Annotated in this window: 19 protein-coding genes; 18 read left to right on the forward strand and 1 reads right to left on the reverse strand. The window is 61.8% G+C overall.

Annotated elements, in window-relative coordinates:
• Positions 1-10 precede the first annotated feature (10 nt).
• The 17 genes from P2Q66_RS21415 (at position 11) to P2Q66_RS21495 (ending at position 14,793) form a co-directional block, all read left to right on the forward strand.
• Positions 11-415, forward strand: a complete 405-nt coding sequence (locus P2Q66_RS21415) for a TadE family protein (protein WP_275731396.1) — start codon at positions 11-13, stop codon at positions 413-415.
• Positions 403-1,401 carry a pilus assembly protein TadG-related protein gene (locus P2Q66_RS21420; protein ID WP_275731373.1) on the forward strand — a complete coding sequence of 333 codons (999 nt, stop codon included), beginning with the start codon at positions 403-405 and terminating at the stop codon, positions 1,399-1,401. Before P2Q66_RS21415 ends, P2Q66_RS21420 begins: the two co-directional genes overlap by 13 nt.
• A gap of 156 nt (positions 1,402-1,557) precedes the next feature.
• A complete protein-coding gene (locus tag P2Q66_RS21425; RefSeq protein WP_275731374.1) occupies positions 1,558-2,199 on the forward strand; it encodes an RcpC/CpaB family pilus assembly protein in 642 nt (213 codons plus the stop codon).
• Positions 2,196-3,398, forward strand: a complete 1,203-nt coding sequence (locus tag P2Q66_RS21430) for an AAA family ATPase (RefSeq protein WP_275731375.1) — start codon at positions 2,196-2,198, stop codon at positions 3,396-3,398. Before P2Q66_RS21425 ends, P2Q66_RS21430 begins: the two co-directional genes overlap by 4 nt.
• A gap of 23 nt (positions 3,399-3,421) precedes the next feature.
• A complete protein-coding gene (locus tag P2Q66_RS21435; protein WP_275731398.1) occupies positions 3,422-4,861 on the forward strand; it encodes a CpaF family protein in 1,440 nt (479 codons plus the stop codon).
• Complete coding sequence (locus P2Q66_RS21440; RefSeq protein WP_275731376.1) at positions 4,858-5,811, forward strand: type II secretion system F family protein; 954 nt, start codon at positions 4,858-4,860, stop codon at positions 5,809-5,811. Before P2Q66_RS21435 ends, P2Q66_RS21440 begins: the two co-directional genes overlap by 4 nt.
• Before the next feature lie 8 nt (positions 5,812-5,819).
• A complete protein-coding gene (locus tag P2Q66_RS21445; RefSeq protein WP_275731377.1) occupies positions 5,820-6,692 on the forward strand; it encodes a type II secretion system F family protein in 873 nt (290 codons plus the stop codon).
• Positions 6,693-6,754: 62 nt separating this feature from the next.
• Entirely contained in the window at positions 6,755-6,928 is a 174-nt protein-coding gene (locus tag P2Q66_RS21450; protein WP_275731378.1) for a Flp family type IVb pilin, read from the forward strand.
• 281 nt (positions 6,929-7,209) lie between these two features.
• Positions 7,210-7,422, forward strand: coding sequence for a Flp family type IVb pilin (locus P2Q66_RS21455; RefSeq protein ID WP_275731379.1), 213 nt, complete (start codon positions 7,210-7,212; stop codon positions 7,420-7,422).
• Positions 7,423-7,518: 96 nt separating this feature from the next.
• The gene (locus P2Q66_RS21460) at positions 7,519-7,893 is read left to right on the forward strand and encodes a TadE family protein (RefSeq protein WP_275731380.1); all 375 of its coding nucleotides are present in this window, start codon (positions 7,519-7,521) and stop codon (positions 7,891-7,893) included.
• Complete coding sequence (locus P2Q66_RS21465; RefSeq protein ID WP_275731381.1) at positions 7,881-8,915, forward strand: TadE/TadG family type IV pilus assembly protein; 1,035 nt, start codon at positions 7,881-7,883, stop codon at positions 8,913-8,915. Before P2Q66_RS21460 ends, P2Q66_RS21465 begins: the two co-directional genes overlap by 13 nt.
• Before the next feature lie 28 nt (positions 8,916-8,943).
• A complete protein-coding gene (locus P2Q66_RS21470) occupies positions 8,944-9,699 on the forward strand; it encodes an RcpC/CpaB family pilus assembly protein (RefSeq protein ID WP_275731382.1) in 756 nt (251 codons plus the stop codon).
• On the forward strand, positions 9,696-10,889 hold the full coding sequence (locus tag P2Q66_RS21475; RefSeq protein WP_275731384.1) for an AAA family ATPase: 1,194 nt from the start codon (positions 9,696-9,698) through the stop codon (positions 10,887-10,889). Before P2Q66_RS21470 ends, P2Q66_RS21475 begins: the two co-directional genes overlap by 4 nt.
• Positions 10,889-12,409: a CpaF family protein gene (locus P2Q66_RS21480; RefSeq protein WP_275731385.1), complete on the forward strand. Its 1,521-nt coding sequence runs from the start codon at positions 10,889-10,891 to the stop codon at positions 12,407-12,409. Before P2Q66_RS21475 ends, P2Q66_RS21480 begins: the two co-directional genes overlap by 1 nt.
• Positions 12,410-12,417: 8 nt before the next feature.
• A complete protein-coding gene (locus P2Q66_RS21485) occupies positions 12,418-13,350 on the forward strand; it encodes a type II secretion system F family protein (RefSeq protein WP_275731387.1) in 933 nt (310 codons plus the stop codon).
• A 7-nt stretch (positions 13,351-13,357) separates the two neighbouring features.
• Complete coding sequence (locus P2Q66_RS21490; protein ID WP_275731389.1) at positions 13,358-14,242, forward strand: type II secretion system F family protein; 885 nt, start codon at positions 13,358-13,360, stop codon at positions 14,240-14,242.
• Positions 14,243-14,331: 89 nt separating this feature from the next.
• The gene (locus P2Q66_RS21495) at positions 14,332-14,793 is read left to right on the forward strand and encodes an Hpt domain-containing protein (protein ID WP_275731391.1); all 462 of its coding nucleotides are present in this window, start codon (positions 14,332-14,334) and stop codon (positions 14,791-14,793) included.
• Positions 14,794-14,799: 6 nt separating this feature from the next.
• On the opposite strand, the gene P2Q66_RS21500 is transcribed toward P2Q66_RS21495, so the two are convergent.
• A complete protein-coding gene (locus P2Q66_RS21500) occupies positions 14,800-15,591 on the reverse strand; it encodes a response regulator transcription factor (RefSeq protein WP_275731393.1) in 792 nt (263 codons plus the stop codon).
• 256 nt (positions 15,592-15,847) lie between these two features.
• Here P2Q66_RS21500 and P2Q66_RS21505 point away from each other — a divergent pair, with 256 nt between their 5' ends.
• Positions 15,848-17,512, forward strand: a complete 1,665-nt coding sequence (locus P2Q66_RS21505) for a sensor histidine kinase (RefSeq protein WP_275731394.1) — start codon at positions 15,848-15,850, stop codon at positions 17,510-17,512.
• The last annotated feature ends 14 nt before the right edge of the window (positions 17,513-17,526 follow it).

Raw genomic sequence — 17,526 nt, forward strand, 5'->3', positions numbered from 1 at the left:
TTCCAATTGCATGTCCCGTAAGGGGGAATCCGTGAAGAGCGGCAAACACAGGCCAGGACGGGAACGAGGAGCGGCCGCCGTCGAGTTCGCACTCATTGCTCCAATTCTTATGGCAATAGTCGTGTGCATCGTCGAGTTTTCAAGCTTTTACAACCTTCAAATTTCTGTTACTCAGGCAGCCCGGGAGGCAGCCCGCACTATGGCTGTTACTAACGACACTGCTGAGGCAGCGTCGGCTGGTGTTGCCGGGGCTCCTGGCTTGGCAATCGCACCCGGGAACATCACCTTCTCCGGAGCGTGCTCACCGGATGCCACGGTCACGGCGACCGTTACTCTGACTCGACCCGCACTCACTGGATTTTTCGGACCGACAGTTACAGTCAACGGGCAAGGGGCAATGCGATGTGGTGGTTAGAGACGCAAAAGCCTGACATTGAAGGGGAACGCGGCGCATCCGGCGTCCTAGTAGCTGTGATGGTCTTGGTCCTCCTTGGGGTCGGTGCCATGGCTGTAGACGTGGGGCAAATATATGCCGAACGTGCTGAACTTCAGAATGCTGCCGACGCCGGCGCTTTAGCTGGCGCTGACCTCTGCTCCGCTGTTGGGGGTTGCACGCAGGCGGACGCCAACGTTGTTGCAAATGCCCTGGCCGACCAAAATTCGAAAGACGGCAACTCAAACGTCCGCTTTGTGGATCTGGCCGTTCCCGGGGAAGTGACAGTAAGCACCTCGACAATCAATGCTGCCAATGGTTCCGGGTTTCTGACAAAGCTGTTCGCCAACGCGCTGAACGTTACAGACGTAGGAGTAGGCGCAACAGCAACAGCTAATTGGCTTTATCCCACGACGGGCCGCAGCGTTCTCCCACTAACTTTTGCGACTTGTGAATTCATTGAGGACGGACTTCCCCACAAAATCCTGACTCAGGGCGGCGGAGGTGGAGCTGAAGACTGCAACGGGCGCAATCCATCAAATCAAATCATTCCTGGAGGCTTCGCCTGGCTCGCACCCGACGGAAACACGGGCTGCAACGTCACTGCGGAGGTGGGCGAGTGGAGCCAGACAAGCGCAGGAGCTTCGATGCCGATTGGCTGTGGGTCCCTCTTCAACTCCTCACTTGTCGGTCAAACAGTTGCCATCCCTGTTTATGCCTACACCTGTAAAGACGTTTTCACGCCATGCAGCGGCAACAACGTGCAGTACATGATCGAAAAATGGGCTGGGTTCGAAGTGCAGGGATGGGAGTTCCCTGGCAATACCTACGATCCCGGAAATGTCTTCACGGACAGCGAAAAAGGTCTATATGGCACCTTTGTGGGATATGCCGCTGATCCGTCGCTCTTCACGGGTGGATCCTCCACCCCTAATGGCAATGTCGTAATTCTCGGTTTAAAAAAATAGCTGTAATTCATCTAAAGGGGTGGAAAATTGAAAGCTCGCCTACTGGGAGGTATAGCCGCACTAGTTGTGGCAATCTTAGGGACGCTTCTACTGGTCTCCTACGTGCAAGGCGCCGACAAGCGCGCTTTTGCCAACACTGAGACTACGGAAGTTTACGTGGTCCAGGAACCGATTGCAGCAGGCACATCGGTCAGCAACTTTGGTGATTCAGTGGCTAGGAGGTCTATCCCGAAGTCTGCCGTAGCAACTGACAGCGTTACCAAGCTTTCCGATCTTGGGCAGAAAGTGGCAGCCGTAGGACTAGTCCCTGGAGAACAACTGTTGACCAGCCGGGTCGTAGAACCGGCTTTGCTCTTGGGACCTGGTCGTGCTCCAGTTCCAGTAGGCCTTCAGGAAGTCACCGTAAAGCTGTCGATAGACAGGATCGTCGGAGGCAACATTAGGGCGGGTGACACGGTAGGAGTCGTTCTTTCATTCGAAGAAAATGAAAAGCAAAATGTTCCTGACCAGTCGCAAATGGTTTTCCACAAGGTCTTGGTTACTGCAGTCCAGAACTCCTCAGGATTAACAACGGAACAGCAAAAGACTTCAACAGAGGCAGCATCTGATGGTGCTCTGAACTCCAAGTCCACTGCCCAAGCAGGTGGGGAATACCTGATAACGCTGGCTAGACCCTCAACCGAAGTGGAAAAAATTGTTCACGCCATCGAGTTTGGCAAGGTCTATCTGAGCAAAGAGCCCGAAAGCTCGACGACTGACAGCTCCGGCGTCATTGAGCGCACCAAGGTCTTCCAATGAGCCGCTTCGTTCTCATCACACCGAATAGCGAATTCGAGCGACAGGTTCGTTCGGCAACCGCCGGCATGAGCGGCAGCCTTCAATGGTTTCAGGCCGACTACCTACCGGATGGACCGGACGAATTCCTGAACAAGCTCCTAGGCGAACCCCCCGAGGTTCTGATCCTGGGCCCTGGCCTGGAACTAAGTGACACTCTGAAGCACTCTGCGCTGCTGGACCTCCAGCATCCGGAAATCAGCGTCGTGCTCGCGGCTGAGCAAACACCTGATCTTGTGCTCGCCGCGATGAGATCTGGAGTGAGGGACATCCTGTCCCCTTCAGCTGATATCAACGGCATTCGCGCGATGGTCGAACGCTCCGCACTGGCCGCCGCGGGACGACGTAGAGGCCTCGCGCCAAGCACCGGGGAAGGTTCCGGCAGCGCCGGTGGTCGCGTCATCGCCGTTATGTCGCCAAAGGGCGGTGTCGGCAAAACGACGGTTGCCACGAATATAGCGGTGGGCTTGGGCAAAATCGCGCCGATGGGCGTAGTCATCGTTGACTTGGACCTTCAGTTCGGCGACGTCGCCAGCGGTCTGCTCCTGGATCCAGAGCACACCATCGCGGATGCAGTCTCGGGAGCGGCCAGCCAAGATTCCATGGTGCTGAAGACGCATCTCACAATACATGAGGCCAATATCTACGCACTTTGTGGACCCAAGAATCCTGTGGAAATGGACGGGATTACGGCGGCCCACGTCACGAATTTGCTGGAGCAGTTACGGCATGAGTTCCAGTATGTCGTTTTAGACACGGCTCCCGGACTCGGTGAGCACGTACTCGCTGCACTTGAGCAGGCTACAGATGCCGTTTGGGTCTGCGGAATGGACGTCCCTAGCGTTAGGGGCTTGAGAACAGGTTTCCGTGTACTTGACGAATTGGGGCTGCTGCCCGAGGGGCGGCACGTAGTTCTTAACATGGCCGACTCTAAGAGCGGGCTTTCTGTTCCTGACGTGGAGGCGTCCATCGGCGTCCCGGTTGATGTCGCCATTCCACGTTCGCGAACTCTGCCATTCACGACGAACAGGGGCATACCTGTCCTGCAGGACAACCGCCGTGATATAGCAGCCAAGGGCTTAAGACTGCTTGTAGAGCGCTTTCAACCCAATTGGCAAGAACGACCACATCGTAAGCTTCACCGAAGGGCGGTAGTCCAGTGAGTCTCACCAGTAGATTTGATCAGTTGCGCAACGGTGGCGGACCGGTCGAGCCGACGCAGGAAGCACAGTCCTCTTCAGTCATTCCCACTACTCTTCGCCGCATCCAAGAGGCCAAAGCGGCCGACGCCGCCCAGGCAGCTCTTGTCGGAGAGGAGGCTGGCCCTGCCGCAGGCCTAGCCAGCGAAGCCCTCCGCGGCCTCAAGGATCGTGCAAGCCAGGCGCTATATGAACGGCTAGGGTCTAGAATCCAAGACTCGTCGATGGATGAAACTGAACTGCATCAGCACGTACGCGACGAGCTCAAGGAGGTCGTGGACGCCGAGCAGGTTCCGCTAACGTCAGCCGAGCGTCAACGCCTCACCCGCGAAATAATTGACGACGTTCTGGGCCATGGTCCCATCCAACGGTTCCTGGATGACCCAGAGATTACTGAGGTCATGGTGAATCGCCATGACAGCATTTATGTCGAACGGTACGGCCACTTGCAAAAGACTGACGCGAAATTCAGTTCAGACGAGGCTCTTCGCCGCGTGATCGAACGAATTGTCTCCCGAGTAGGCCGGCGAATCGACGAATCGTCACCTCTAGTTGACGCACGGCTCGCGGACGGTTCGCGCGTCAACGCGATCATTCCCCCTTTGGCAGTTAACGGCCCGTCGCTAACCATTCGAAAGTTTGCCCGGGAAGCGCTAACGGTAGAAAAGCTCATTGGGTTCGGCAGTTTGTCCCCGGAGATGGCCGAACTGCTGCGAGCCTGTGTCTTGGCACGAATGAATATCATCGTCTCCGGAGGTACCGGAACGGGTAAGACGACCCTGCTGAATGTCCTGTCTTCTTTTATACCTGACACCGACCGCATCGTGACAATAGAGGACGCAGTCGAGCTGCAGTTGCAGCAGGAGCACGTGGTTCGGTTGGAAAGCCGACCTGCCAATATAGAGGGCAGAGGCGAAGTTTCCATTCGAGAACTGGTCCGTAACTCTTTGCGAATGAGGCCAGATCGAATTGTCGTCGGCGAAGTGCGTGGTGGTGAATCCCTGGACATGTTGCAGGCCATGAACACTGGTCACGACGGCTCTATATCTACTGTTCACGCCAACTCGCCGAGGGACGCGATCGCCCGGCTAGAGACTCTGGTCTTAATGGCTGGAATGGACCTCCCTCTGCGAGCAATCCGTGAGCAGGTCGCATCGGCCGTGAACCTGATCGTCCATATAACCAGGCTTCGCGACGGCACGAGACGAGTCACGCACATCACCGAGGTTCAGGGGATGGAAGGCGACATCGTCACACTCCAAGATGCATTCATTTTTGACTACTCCGCCGGCGTGGATGCTAATGGTCGGTTCCTTGGCAAGCCAATTCCAACGGGTGTGCGTCCTCGCTTCACGGACCGGTTCGCAGAGTTAGGCATCCCGATCTCACCCGCAATTTTCGGCGTAAATCTCGGAGCCCTGCGATGACAATTGATGTCACCTCTACGACGGCCATGGTTCTCGGCCTGGCGCTGGTCTACTTGGCCCTGATTATGGGCCTCTGGGCATTGCTGCGTTCTGGCACTTCCCTATCGCTGGAACGCCGAAGGCTTGGCGCCGTTCAGCAGCCTACCAACCTGACGAAATTGACAGCGGCGACGCTTTCGGTGATTGAAGCCAGGCTAAGTCCCCGCTCGAACGGTGTGCTGTCGCGGCGTCGGCTGGATAGCGCTGGCCTCAAAAAGCAACCCGCCGACTATCTCCTCTCCAGTGGCATTACTTGTGTTGTTGCAGGAGCCTTTGGGTTTGTTCTGGGTGGAGTCTCTCTCGCCGCGCTGCTGATCATCGCAGCGGCTATTGGGCTCGTCATCACTCTGAAGCTGCTTACCTCCCGGCGGCGGGCAAAATTCGACGAACAGGTCCCGGACACTCTTCGTATGCTTTCGGGTGGCATGCGAGCGGGTCACAGCCTATTACGTTCGCTCGATGCTGCAGCGCAGGAAAGCGAAGCACCAATGGCTGACGAACTAAGCCGTGTGGTGAATGAAACCCGCATTGGCAGAGACCTCGGCGACTCCCTGCTGGATGTGGCAGAGCGAACGGACAATGAGGATTTTGGATGGATTGCGCAGGCAATCGAAATTCACCGTGAAGTAGGTGGAGATTTGGCTGAGGTCCTCGATCACGTCGGTGAGACGATTCGAGACCGAAATCAAATTCGACGACAAGTAAAGGCCCTGAGCGCGGAGGGCCGAGTATCTGCCCTCGTTCTGATATCCCTGCCGATAATCCTGTTCATCGCTCTCCAGTTCGTTAATCCCCACTACGCCAAGACGTTCTCGTCAACAGTCCCCGGCTATCTCATGATGGGTGCTGCGGCCGTAATGCTTAGCCTGGGAGCTTTCTGGTTGAGCCGTCTGATCAAGCCGAAGTATTAGGAGCCGTCATGCAACCTATCGCTATGGCAGCCGTGCTGGCCATAATTGCGCCCCTCTCTGGTCTAGTTTGGCTTGCTTTCACCCGCGACTATGCCGGTCTACGGAACATTCGAAGCAACCTCGGGTCGAAGTCCACCGGTCAAGGTATCCCAAAAAACACGGAGCAACTCGCCAACATCAGCAGGAAAATAGCGCCTTCGGGGTACATCACTTGGCTGGACAAACAACTTGCAGGAGCAGGCCGTCCGAAAGAGTGGCCCCTAGACCGGCTCCTGGTGATCAAGCCGTTGCTTGCCCTCGGAGGGTTTGCTCTAGGGTTGTTGTTGTTCCTGACCGGGCCTTCCCCCCAGCGCTTTGTCATCACCATCGCATTTGTTGTATTTCTCTACTTCGCCCCGGACTTGCTCATCCGCGCGAAATCAGAAAAGCGCCGTGAAGCCATACGCCTGGAACTGCCCAACGCGTTAGACCAGATGCTCATTTCCGTCGAAGCGGGACTAGGCTTTGAAGCAGCTATGGCACGAAGTGCTCAAAATGGCACAGGCCCGCTGGCCAACGAGTTCAGCCGCACTCTCCAGGACATGCAAGTCGGCCGAGCCAGGAAAGATGCATACTTAGCCCTAGCTGACCGGGTCGACTCCCCGGACTTGCGTAGCTTTATTCGGGCTGTCGTCCAGGCTGATACCTATGGGATTGCTATTGCAAAGGTCCTTAAAGCACAAGCTCATGAGCTACGAACCAAACGTCGCCAACGCGCGGAAGAACATGCCATGAAAATTCCCGTCAAAATCTTGTTCCCGCTGATCTTCTGCATATTTCCTACCCTCTTCATCATCCTGATGGGGCCAGCGGTTATGGGCATCATCGCAGCCTTTTCCTGAACCCTCTACACGCAGGCGGAGAAACTTTGAAGCCTCAACTGACACAGCTTCTGCGTCGGGTAGTGCCCAGCATTGGCTGGAACGAAGAACGCGGCGCAACGGCAACAGAATATCCCGTTCTAGTCGGGTTCATCGCGATCATCATCCTCACAGGCGTTGGCTTATTCGGGCTCGCCCTCGACGGTTACTACAACCAACTTTCGGTCACAGTTCGAGCTGCTCTAGGTCTTCCTTAGGCTCTGAAGGCTCGCCTTGTACTGCTCCCCCAACGGCGTCAACCTGACGCCCCACAGACAGGACCCCCTCGGCACCCAGAACCGAGGGGGTCCTTTTATGTGTCTCAGGGTATAAGTCCCAGCGTTAGCGCAGCGAATACCCAGTCAAAGCGCAGGAAAAATACACCGCGAAAAGCCTTTGCGCAGGATGTCCCAAGATACCGATTTTGGCCCTTTTCTCGTTGCTAACTTCGTATCAGTGCTGGTGCAGGACCAGCCTTCCGTCTCGCACAGGAGTCTCAATGCTTTCTCTCTACACCAACCTCATGGCACGCGTTCGCACCGACGAAAAGGGCGCCACAGCCGTTGAATACGGCATCATGGTGGCTCTCATAGCCGTGGTCATCATCATCGCCGTTACGACCCTGGGCGACAGCTTGTTTGACATGTTTACTGGCGTCAACACTGACATCGTAAACCCGCCTGCACCCACCGTCGCCCCTGCCGCCAGCTAGCATTCCCCCGCGTACGGTTCCGGCCCCCATATCGGAACCGCACCGCCTCACGCAGCAGTAGCCAAAACACGAGTCATTCAAGAGGAGGTGCAGCAGGTGACAAGCGATTCCGAACGCGGAGCAGCCGCCGTCGAATTCGCACTCCTGTTGCCCCTCCTCTTGATGCTGGTACTGGGAACCATCGAATTCGGGCGCGCCTACAACGCCCAGATCACCCTCACCAACGCAGCCCGCGACGGCGTCCGCGTCATGGCCATCGCCAACGATCCGGCCGGCGCCAAGACCGCGGCAAAGAATGCGGCAGCATCCGTCAGCACCACCATTCCCACTACGGACATCACCCTCAGCACCACAGTGTGCAGCACCGGGAACCAGGTGACGCTGACCATCAACTACAACCTGTCCACCATCACCGGCATCGCCGGACCGTTTCCGATGACGGGCAAAGGAGTCATGCTGTGCGGCGGCTGAGACGGGACACCAACGAACGCGGCGCCGTCTCAGTCATCGTGGCCATCCTCCTGGTGACCCTCCTCGGCTTTGTGGCGATCGCCGTCGACGTCGGGGTCATCTACTCCGAGCGCGCGCAGCTGCAAAGCGGCGCGGACGCCTCGGCCATCGCACTGGCGCAGAAATGCGCCCGCGACGCCACCGACACAAACTGTTCGACGACGTCAACGCTAGCCACAAGCCTGGCCAACCAGAACGCGCTGGACGGCATGAGCAAGGTGCACAGCATCCAGCTCGACAAGACGGCACGGACAGTCGCGGTCATCACAAGCGCGAAGGAAACGGGCGGACAAGACAACTCTGTCTCCCTTTTCTTCGCGGACGTCCTCGGTATCCCCACCAAGGAAGTCGGCGCTCAATCCAAAGCCGCCTGGGGCAGCCCCAAGGCCGGCCGCACCGCATTCCCCCTGGCGTTCTCCATCTGCCAGGTCAAGGACAACATCGGCGGCAGCCTCCAGCTCCTCCAGGAACACGGCAACAACGCAAACGAGGACTGCAACTACGGCCCGTCAGGCGCGGCGGTGGCTGGCGGCTTCGGTTGGCTGGCACCGGACGCCGGAAAATGCGGCGGCACCATCGACCTCGCCACCAGCGAGGGCGGCAGCGACACGGGCAACAACGCCCCCGGCCACTGCTCCACCGAACTGACCCACTGGGCAAGCGAAATCACGGCAGGACGGAAAATCATCGTCCTCCTACCGGTCTTCAACAAGGTGGTCGGCACGGGTTCCGGCGCCGTTTACAGCCTGATCTCTTTCGCAGCCTTCGAAGTCACCGGCTGGAAGTTCAGCGGCAACAGCGGCCTCCCTTACGAGTTCCGCAGTGAAAAGTCGACGACGACGGGCGTCACCACCGCCACAGAGTGCAAGGGCAACTGCCGCGGCGTCATCGGCAAGTTCGTCAAATACGTCTCGCTCGCCGACGGCTACACGCTGGGCCCGGTGGACCAATACGGCGCCACCATCGCCCGCCTCACCCTCTGACCACACACCCAAACCACGGAGTAACACAGTGAAGTCTCGCCTGCTCGCCGGAACGGCCGCGGTCGCTTTGGCGCTCGTGGGAGCCCTCCTCATCATCTTCTACGCCAACGGCGCGGACCAGCGTGCCCTGGCATCAACCGAACCGGTGGATGTCCTGGTGGTGAAGACCGCTATCCCGGCCGGCACCCCGGTCAACGACATGGCGGCCTCGCTGGTCATCGAAAAAGTCCCGGCCGCCGGGAAGTCGGACACCGCCCTGAGCACCCTCGAAAACAAGGCCGGCACCGTCAGCGCCGTGGACCTCGTCCCCGGCGAACAGCTCCTGGCCGAACGGCTCGTGGCACCCGAAGAAGCAAAAACAGAAGGCGCCGCCAAGGTCCCCGCTGGCATGCAGGAAGTCTCCTTCCAACTGGAACCCCAGCGCGTGGTGGGCGGACGGATCAACGTGGGCGACCACGTGGGCATCTCGCTCAATTTCGAAAACGGCGCCTACAAAGCCAAAGCCGAGGACGCCACCACCCAGCTCACCCTCCGCAAAGTCCTGGTCACGGCCGTCCAGCGGGCCCCGCAGGCCGCGAGCGCCGAGAAGCCGGCCGACGGTACGGACCCCGCAGACACCACCCTCCCGGAAGGATCACTGATGCTCACCGTCGCCGTCACGGACATCGACGCCGGCAAGATCATCTTCACCTCCATCAACGGCGAGCTCTGGCTCACCAAGGAACCCCTGGACGCCCAGGACAACGGACCGCGCGTCGAGCGCAAGGAAGTGGTGTACAAGTGAGCCGCTTCGTCCTCCTCTCCCCCAACGGCGACTTCGACCAGAAGCTGCGCGCCGCCGTCGCGCACGGCCTCCGCGGCACCGTGCAGACCATCGCCTCGGACATCCTCCCCGCCGGCCCCGCCGAACTCTTCGCCCTCCTCAACCAGGAGCAGCCCGAAGTCCTGATCATCGGACCGGACGTCCCCTACGAGGAGGCGCTCCGGTTCGCCAAGGTCTTCGACGTCCAGCTCCCCGGCCTCAGCCTGGTGCTGGTCAGCGACGTGGACCCGTCCTTCCTCCTGCACGCCATGCGCGCCGGCATCCGTGACATCCTCAGCCCCAACGCCGACGCTGCGGAAATCCGCGTCCTGCTCGAACGCGCCTGCCAGTCCTTCGCCACCCGCCACCGCACCGCGGAAGCGCAAGGAGAAACCAACGGCAAGGGCCTGGTCATCGGCGTCTTCTCCCCCAAGGGCGGCGTGGGCAAGACCACCCTCGCCACGAACATCGCCATCGGCCTGGGCCAGATCGCGCCTATGAGCGTGGTGATCGTGGACCTGGACCTGCAGTTCGGCGACGTCGCCTCCGGCCTCTACCTCAACCCCGAGCACACGGTTACGGACGCCGTCACCCCGGCGGCCAGCCAGGATTCCCTGGTCCTCAAGGCCTTCCTGACAGTTCACCCGGCCGGGATCTACGCCCTGTGCGCGCCGCCCAACCCGGTGGACGCGGACCACATCACCCCGGAACAGATCACCCGCCTGCTCGAGCAGCTGGCCCAGGAATTTCAGTACGTGGTCCTGGACACCGCCCCGGGCATGCCCGAAATCGGCCTCGCCGCGATGGAGCAGTGCACCGACGTGGTGTGGGTCAGCGCCATGGACGTCCCCAGCCTCCGTGGCCTCCGGGGTGGCCTGGACGTCCTCCGCCAATTGGACATCATGCCCGAGTCCCGCCACGTGGTCCTGAACATGGCCGACGCCAAGGCCGGCCTCAGCGTCCAGGACGTCGAATCCACCATCGGCGCGCCCGTGGACGTCAGCGTCCCCCGCTCCCGCGCAGTTGCCCTCTCCACCAACCGGGGCATCCCCGTCCTCCAGGAATCGAAGAAGGACCCCGCCGTGAAGAGCCTCCGCCAGCTGGTTGAGCGCTTCAACCCGGCGTGGCGTACCCAGACCCAGCGCAAGCTTCACCGAAGGGTGGTCATCTGATGAAACTCTCCGAGCGGATCAGCGCGGTCCAGGACCGCAACCAGCCGTCCGGCACGGCCACGGCCCTGCTCGAGCGGCCCCGCACCGCAGCCGCGTCCATCCCCTCCCCCCGCCCGACGGCGGAGGGGCACCTTTCCGAGCCTGCCGCCGTCGTGATTCCAGCGCACGACGGCGGCATGCAGCAGGTGCCCAAGGCACCCGGCGTGGACGTCTTCGCCGCCATGAAGCTTCGGGCGGCCACCGCCCTTTTCGAGCGGATGGGCACCCGCTTCAACGACGCTGCCGTCACCGAACAGGAACTCCGGGCCACCGCCAAGGAGGAACTGTCCCGCATCATCGACGCCGAGCAGGTCCCCCTCACGCCCGAGGAGCGGACCCGCCTGGTGCGGGATGTCGCCGACGACGTCCTGGGCTACGGCCCGCTCCAGCGCCTGCTGGACGATCCCGCCGTCACCGAAATCATGGTGAACCGGATGGACCAGATTTATGTGGAGCGCAAGGGCAAGCTCACGCTCACCGAGTCCCGGTTCAGCTCAGAGGAGCACCTGCGCAAGGTCATTGAACGCATCGTGTCCAAGGTGGGCCGCCGCATCGACGAGTCCTCCCCGCTGGTGGACGCCCGCCTCGAGGACGGCTCCCGTGTCAACGCCGTCATCCCGCCGCTGGCCGTTGGCGGGTCCTCGCTGACCATCCGTAAATTCAGCAAGGTCCCCCTGACCGTCCGCAACCTGATCGACTTTGGAACGCTGACGCCGGAAATGGCGGAGCTGCTGAACGCCTGCGTCAAAGCCAAGCTCAACATCATCGTGTCCGGCGGTACGGGGACGGGCAAGACCACCCTCCTCAATGTCCTGTCCTCCTTCCTTCCCGCGGACGAGCGGATCGTCACCATCGAGGACGCCGTGGAACTGCAGATCCAGCAGCAGCACGTGGTCCGCCTCGAAAGCAGGCCGCCGAACACCGAGGGCAAAGGCGAGGTGACCATCCGCGAGCTGCTCCGGAACTCGCTGCGCATGCGCCCCGACCGGATTGTGGTGGGCGAGGTGCGTGGCGGCGAATCGCTGGACATGCTGCAGGCCATGAACACCGGCCACGACGGCTCCCTTTCCACCGTGCACTCCAACTCGCCCCGCGACGCCGTGGCCAGGCTCGAAACCCTGGTGCTCATGGCCGGCATGGACCTGCCGCTGCGCGCCATCCGGGAACAGATCGCGTCCGCCGTCAACCTCATCGTCCAGATCTCCCGCCTGCGGGACGGCTCCCGGCGCATCACCCACGTCACCGAAGTACAGGGAATGGAAGGGGACATCGTGACCCTCCAGGACGCCTTCGTCTTCGACTACTCCGCCGGGGTTGACGCCCAGGGCCGGTTCCTCGGCAAGCCCGTGGCCACCGGCATCCGGCCGCGGTTCATCGACCGGTTCGAGGACCTGGGCATCCACGTCTCGCCGGGCGTCTTCGCCGGACCGCAGGCCCTCACGGGCCAACCACCCACTTCACAGAACCAGACCGGAAGATAGGTACCGCCGTGATTCTCGCTGCCGGAGCAGTCATCCTGCTGGTGGCCGTATGCCTGCTGGGCGTTGCCGTGATCCTGCCGGGCGCCCCGTCGGTGCCGCTGGACCGCCGTCGTCCTTTTGAAGCGGAGCCGCCTTCCTCGATATCCCGCTTGGCGCTCTCCGCCGTCCGCTCCCTCGAACGGCCCCTGGCCGGACGCAACGTGAAGCTGTTCGCCCGCGCGGAGCTGGAGGACGCCGGGCTTCGCCTGAGCCAGGTCGAGTTCTTCCTGCTGGTGGGCATCGGCGCGGGCATTGGCATGCTGGTAGGTACCGTCACGGTGGGACCGCTGGTGGGGCTGCTCCTGGCATTGCTGGCCCCATTCGTTGGAAAACTCGTCCTCGGATTCCTGGCCGGGAAACGCCGTGCGGCGTTCGACGGCCAGCTCGGCGACACCCTGCAACTGCTCTCCGGCGGTTTGCGCGCCGGTCACAGTATCCTCAGGGCCATCGACGCCGCTGCCACCGAGTCGCAAAAGCCGACGTCCGAGGAGATGCGCCGCGTCATCACCGAGACCAGCCTGGGCCGGGACCTCCTGGCAGCCCTCAATGACACCGCGGACCGGATGAAAAACGAGGACTTCGTCTGGATCTCCCAGGCCATCCAGATCAACCGCGAAGTAGGCGGCAACCTGGCGGACGTCCTGGACCAGGTCAACGAAACCATCCGCGAGCGCGCCGAAATCAAGGGCCACATCAAGGCGCTGGCGGCGGAAGGCAAGTTCTCGGCCTACATCCTCATCGCCATGCCGTTCGGCATCGTGGCCATGCTCCTGTCCGTGAGCCCCAGCTACATGAACTCCATGTTCACCCACCCCCTGGGCTGGGTCATGATCGGAGCGTCCTTTGTCCTCATGACCATCGGTGCGCTGTGGATGCGCAAGATCATCGACCTGAAGTTCTGAGGACACCATGTACCTGATTGTGCTTCTGTCCATCCTGCTGGTGTGTGCTCCCCTGGCCGGGCTGGCCTGGTCCGTCCTCACCGTTGACCGCCAGGGCCGGCTCGCCGTCAACGAACTCCTGTCCCGCGGCGCCGCGCCGATCGCTGTTGCCTCCGCCGGAAAGCCGGGGCTGCTGGAGGGCGTGGGCCGGCGCCTCACTCCCCCGGCGTACGTGGCGTTCCTGGACCGCCTGCTCTCCCTCGCAGGCCGGCCGGCGTCCATGCCGCTGGGCAAAGTCCTGGGCTCAAAGCTTGCCCTCGGGCTCACGGGCGCCGCGCTGGGTTTCTACCTGACCGCCATCGGCAGCACCCCGCTCATGAAGCTGGCCGGGCTCTTTGTGCTGTTCCTGGGCTACTTCATTCCTGACCTCCTGCTCTACAGCAAGGGCCTGGAGCGCCAGAAGACCATCCAGCTGGAACTGGCCAACACCCTTGACCAGATGCTCATCTCGGTCGAGGCGGGCCTGGGCTTTGAAGGTGCCATGGCGCGCGCCGGCGAAAACGGGAAGGGCCCGCTGGCCGAGGAGCTGGTGCGCACGCTGCAGGACATGCAGGTGGGCCGCAGCCGCCGGGAGTCCTACATCGCGCTGGCCGAACGGACCAACATTCCGGAACTGCGCAGCTTTGTGCAGGCGGTGGTCCAGGCGGACACGTACGGCATCGCCATCAGCCGGGTGCTCCGGGTCCAGGCAAAGGTCATGCGCGTCAAGCGGCGGCAACGTGCCGAGGAGAAGGCCATGAAACTGCCCGTCATGATCCTTTTCCCGCTGCTCTTCTTCATTTTCCCGGTCCTCTTCATCGCAATTCTGGGACCGGCAGTTGTTAATACCGTGATGACGTTCAGTGGCCAATAAGGCCAGGTCCGGCTGAAGGATCGCTCAAGCTTTCCAAAGGATCACCCCAAACAGCACAACCCAGGAAATTCAGGAAGTAGCCTTGAACAATGCACAGTCCAGATCCCGGCACCAGCGACGAGGCGGCACCTGCGGCCTTCGAGCCCGGGATCATGCCAGCCGGCCTCGCCGCATCCCCACAGGAAGCGGCCGGGCTCTTGCCGCTCGTTGACGCCGCCATCCTGGACGAGCTGGAGGACGAGCTGGACGGCTCGGGCCTGGCCCAGCGCTTTGCCCGGGACTACGCGGCAATGTGGGACCAACGGTATGCCCGCCTTGCAGCAGCCGTGGACAACCGGGACGGCGACGCAGCCCTTGACGCCGTCATCAGCCTGAAGATCACCTCGGCCATGGTGGGCGGGCTGCGGCTTGCCAAGCTGGCAGAGCTCCTCGAAGCCGTGATCCGCCTCGGCGACTTCGGCCAGGGACAGGTGCTGATGGAGCGGGTAGCCGAGGACGGCGGACTGACCATCTCCGAGCTTCAGTCCAGCTACATCCTCGAAAACGACTGATACGGCCTACCGCTCAAGTGGCCGGCTGGGTGCCAGCCGGTAGCCCACCCCCCGGACCGTCTGTAGCCACCGCGGGGACACCTGGTCCTCCTTGAGCTTCCGCCGCAGGTTGCCGATATGCACTTCGACGGCGCGTTCGTCCGCGTCGCTGATGTAGGTGTCCTGGTCGTAGAACTCCCCGCGCACCGCCCTGACCAGGTCCGCCCGCGTGCACACCGCTCCGCCGCCCCTCAGCAGCACGTGGAGCAGATCAAACTCGCTGCGGGTGAGCGTCAGCGGCTGGCCCTGCACTTCCACGGTCCGCGTCCGGTGATTCAGGAGCAGGCCGTTGTGCTGCAGGACGGCGGAATCGTGTTGGCGCGGCACGGCAGCTGCCTGGGCAGGCGGCCACGTGCCGGCCGCCGGCTTTTGTGCGCTGACTTCGTGGCGCGGCCTGCGCATCATCGCGGCAACCCGTGCCCGCAGTTCGCGGGGCCTGAAGGGCTTGGCGATGTAGTCGTCCGCCCCCGCATTCAGGGCGGAGAGCAGGTCCGGCTCTTCGGTCCTGCCCGTCAGCATCACCACATAGGCATTGCTGAAGTGGCGGATCCGCCGAAGTACTTCGAACCCGTCAATGTCAGGCAGGCCGATGTCCAGCGTCACCACGTTGGCCTGCTTGCTGCGGACCACTTCAACCCCGGCCCGCCCGTCAACCGCTGTATGGACCTCGAAGCCCGCCTGGCTTAGAACCCCTTCGAGGAGGTTCCGCACGTCAGCGTCATCTTCGATGACTACAGCCACACCAAGATCGTCGTCCATTACTATCCCTGAGCCAGGCGGATACGGCCCCCCCATTAGCCCAGCGCCAATGCCATATCTGCTCCAACCATTTATACGCTACAAGTAACCCGGCCTGATTACATCTCTTTGAAGCTTGCATTTGAAAAGTCAATAATTATGACAAGGCATGTACATTTGGGGCTGGAAAGGATGTGCACAATGGCGACCTGCAGGAATTCAGCGGCACATGCCGCCTCCCGCCTGAACGCGACGTCGAAAGGTTCGAGCGGCGTTTATGGCTGAAACCCTGATGCGGCGTGGACCGCTGCGCTTTTTCCGGGGATTGGGGACCCGCTCACAGGTGGCGTTATGCCAGCTGCCACTGACGCTGCTGGTGGCTGGCCTGGCAATAGCCACGCCGTTCGCCTGGCCTACGCTTCTGCAAAGTCCGCTGTACATGGGCGGAATCGTTCTGCATGGCGTCCTGTTCCTGGCGTGCTTCCTGGTCCCGTGGGAGCGGCTGGCCCACCGCCCGTACCTGCTGATTCCCATCCTGGATTTCGCGGCGATCGGACTGCTCCGTAACGGGGCCGCCCCTCTGCTCCCTGGCCTTGCCGTCCTGGCGGTGTTCCCGGTGATCTGGCTGTCCGCTTCGGGAATGCTGGCCCGCAGCAGCCTGGTGCTCAGCTTCGCGGGCCCGCTGTTCATCATGCTTCCGTCCGTGGCCGGCAGGATCCCCAACCTCACGCCGTCGGACATCACCACGGTTTTCCTCTTTCCCCTGATGATGCTCACCGTGTCCCTGGCGATCAGGTTTGCGAGCGTCCATCTGCGCATGCAGCAGCGGGAGCTGGCGGAAAAGGACCGGGAACTCCGGAAGCTGCTGGGCGAAAGCCGGGAACGGGAAAAGCTGCTGCAGACGGTACTGGACGCCACCGACGTCGGCATTGTCGCCGTCGATACGGCCGGAAACCATCTCCTGATCAACGACCGGCAACGCCGGTTCCGGGAGATCGCCAGCGGACCGGAGGACCGCGATGAAGCACAGCAGGCCATCTTCGCCCTGGACAAACAGACCGCCCTGCCCGAGGACAAGCGCCCCGTCCGGCGGGCTGTGCACGGCGAGTCCTTTGCTGACTACCTCATCTGGATCGGCGAGGGCACCGACCAGCGGGCCATCTCCACTGCAGCCCGGCAGCTGGTCGGCGATGACGGCAGCCCCAGCGGCGCCGTCGTCGTGTTCAGTGACGTGACCGGCCTGGTGGAGGCGCTGGCCGCGAATGAGGAACTGGTGTCCAACGTTTCCCACGAATTCCGAAGCCCGCTGAATTCGATCATCGGCAACGTGGACATGGTGCTCGACGACGCGGCGGACCTCCCGCCGCACGTGGCCCGGCGGCTGATGGTGGTGCAGCGGAATTCGGAACGACTGCTGGCGCTGGTTTCCGACCTGACGGCGTCAGCATCAGCTGCCCTGAACGTCCACCCGAAACGGACGGACCTGGCGGGCCTCGTGGAAACGAGCGTGGGCTCCGCACAGGCACAGGCCGAGCGGGCGCACATCGAGCTCACCGCGGACGTTCCGTCCCCTCTCTGGGCCTACGCCGATCCGCTGAGGATCGGGCAGGCGCTGGACAACCTGGTGTCCAACGCCATCAAGTATTCCCCCGACGGCGGGAAGGTCAGCATCAGTGCCAGCACCGGCAACGACTGGATCCAGCTGAGCGTCAGCGACACGGGGATGGGAATGACCAGCGAGGACGCCGCCCGGGTGTTCAAGCGGTTCTACCGCACCGAGGCCGCCCGCAAAGCGGCCATCTCCGGTGCCGGACTGGGGCTGTCCATCACCAAGCTGATCGTGGAACGGCACGGCGGCACCATCACGTGCCAAAGCGGCCACGGCGAAGGCAGCACCTTCACCCTGACTTTGCCCGCGGACGAACCCCCGCCGTCGTTCTAGGTAGTCTCGCGCAG

Source organism: Arthrobacter sp. Cr_A7 (assembly GCF_029222765.1).
GTDB lineage: Bacteria > Actinomycetota > Actinomycetes > Actinomycetales > Micrococcaceae > Arthrobacter.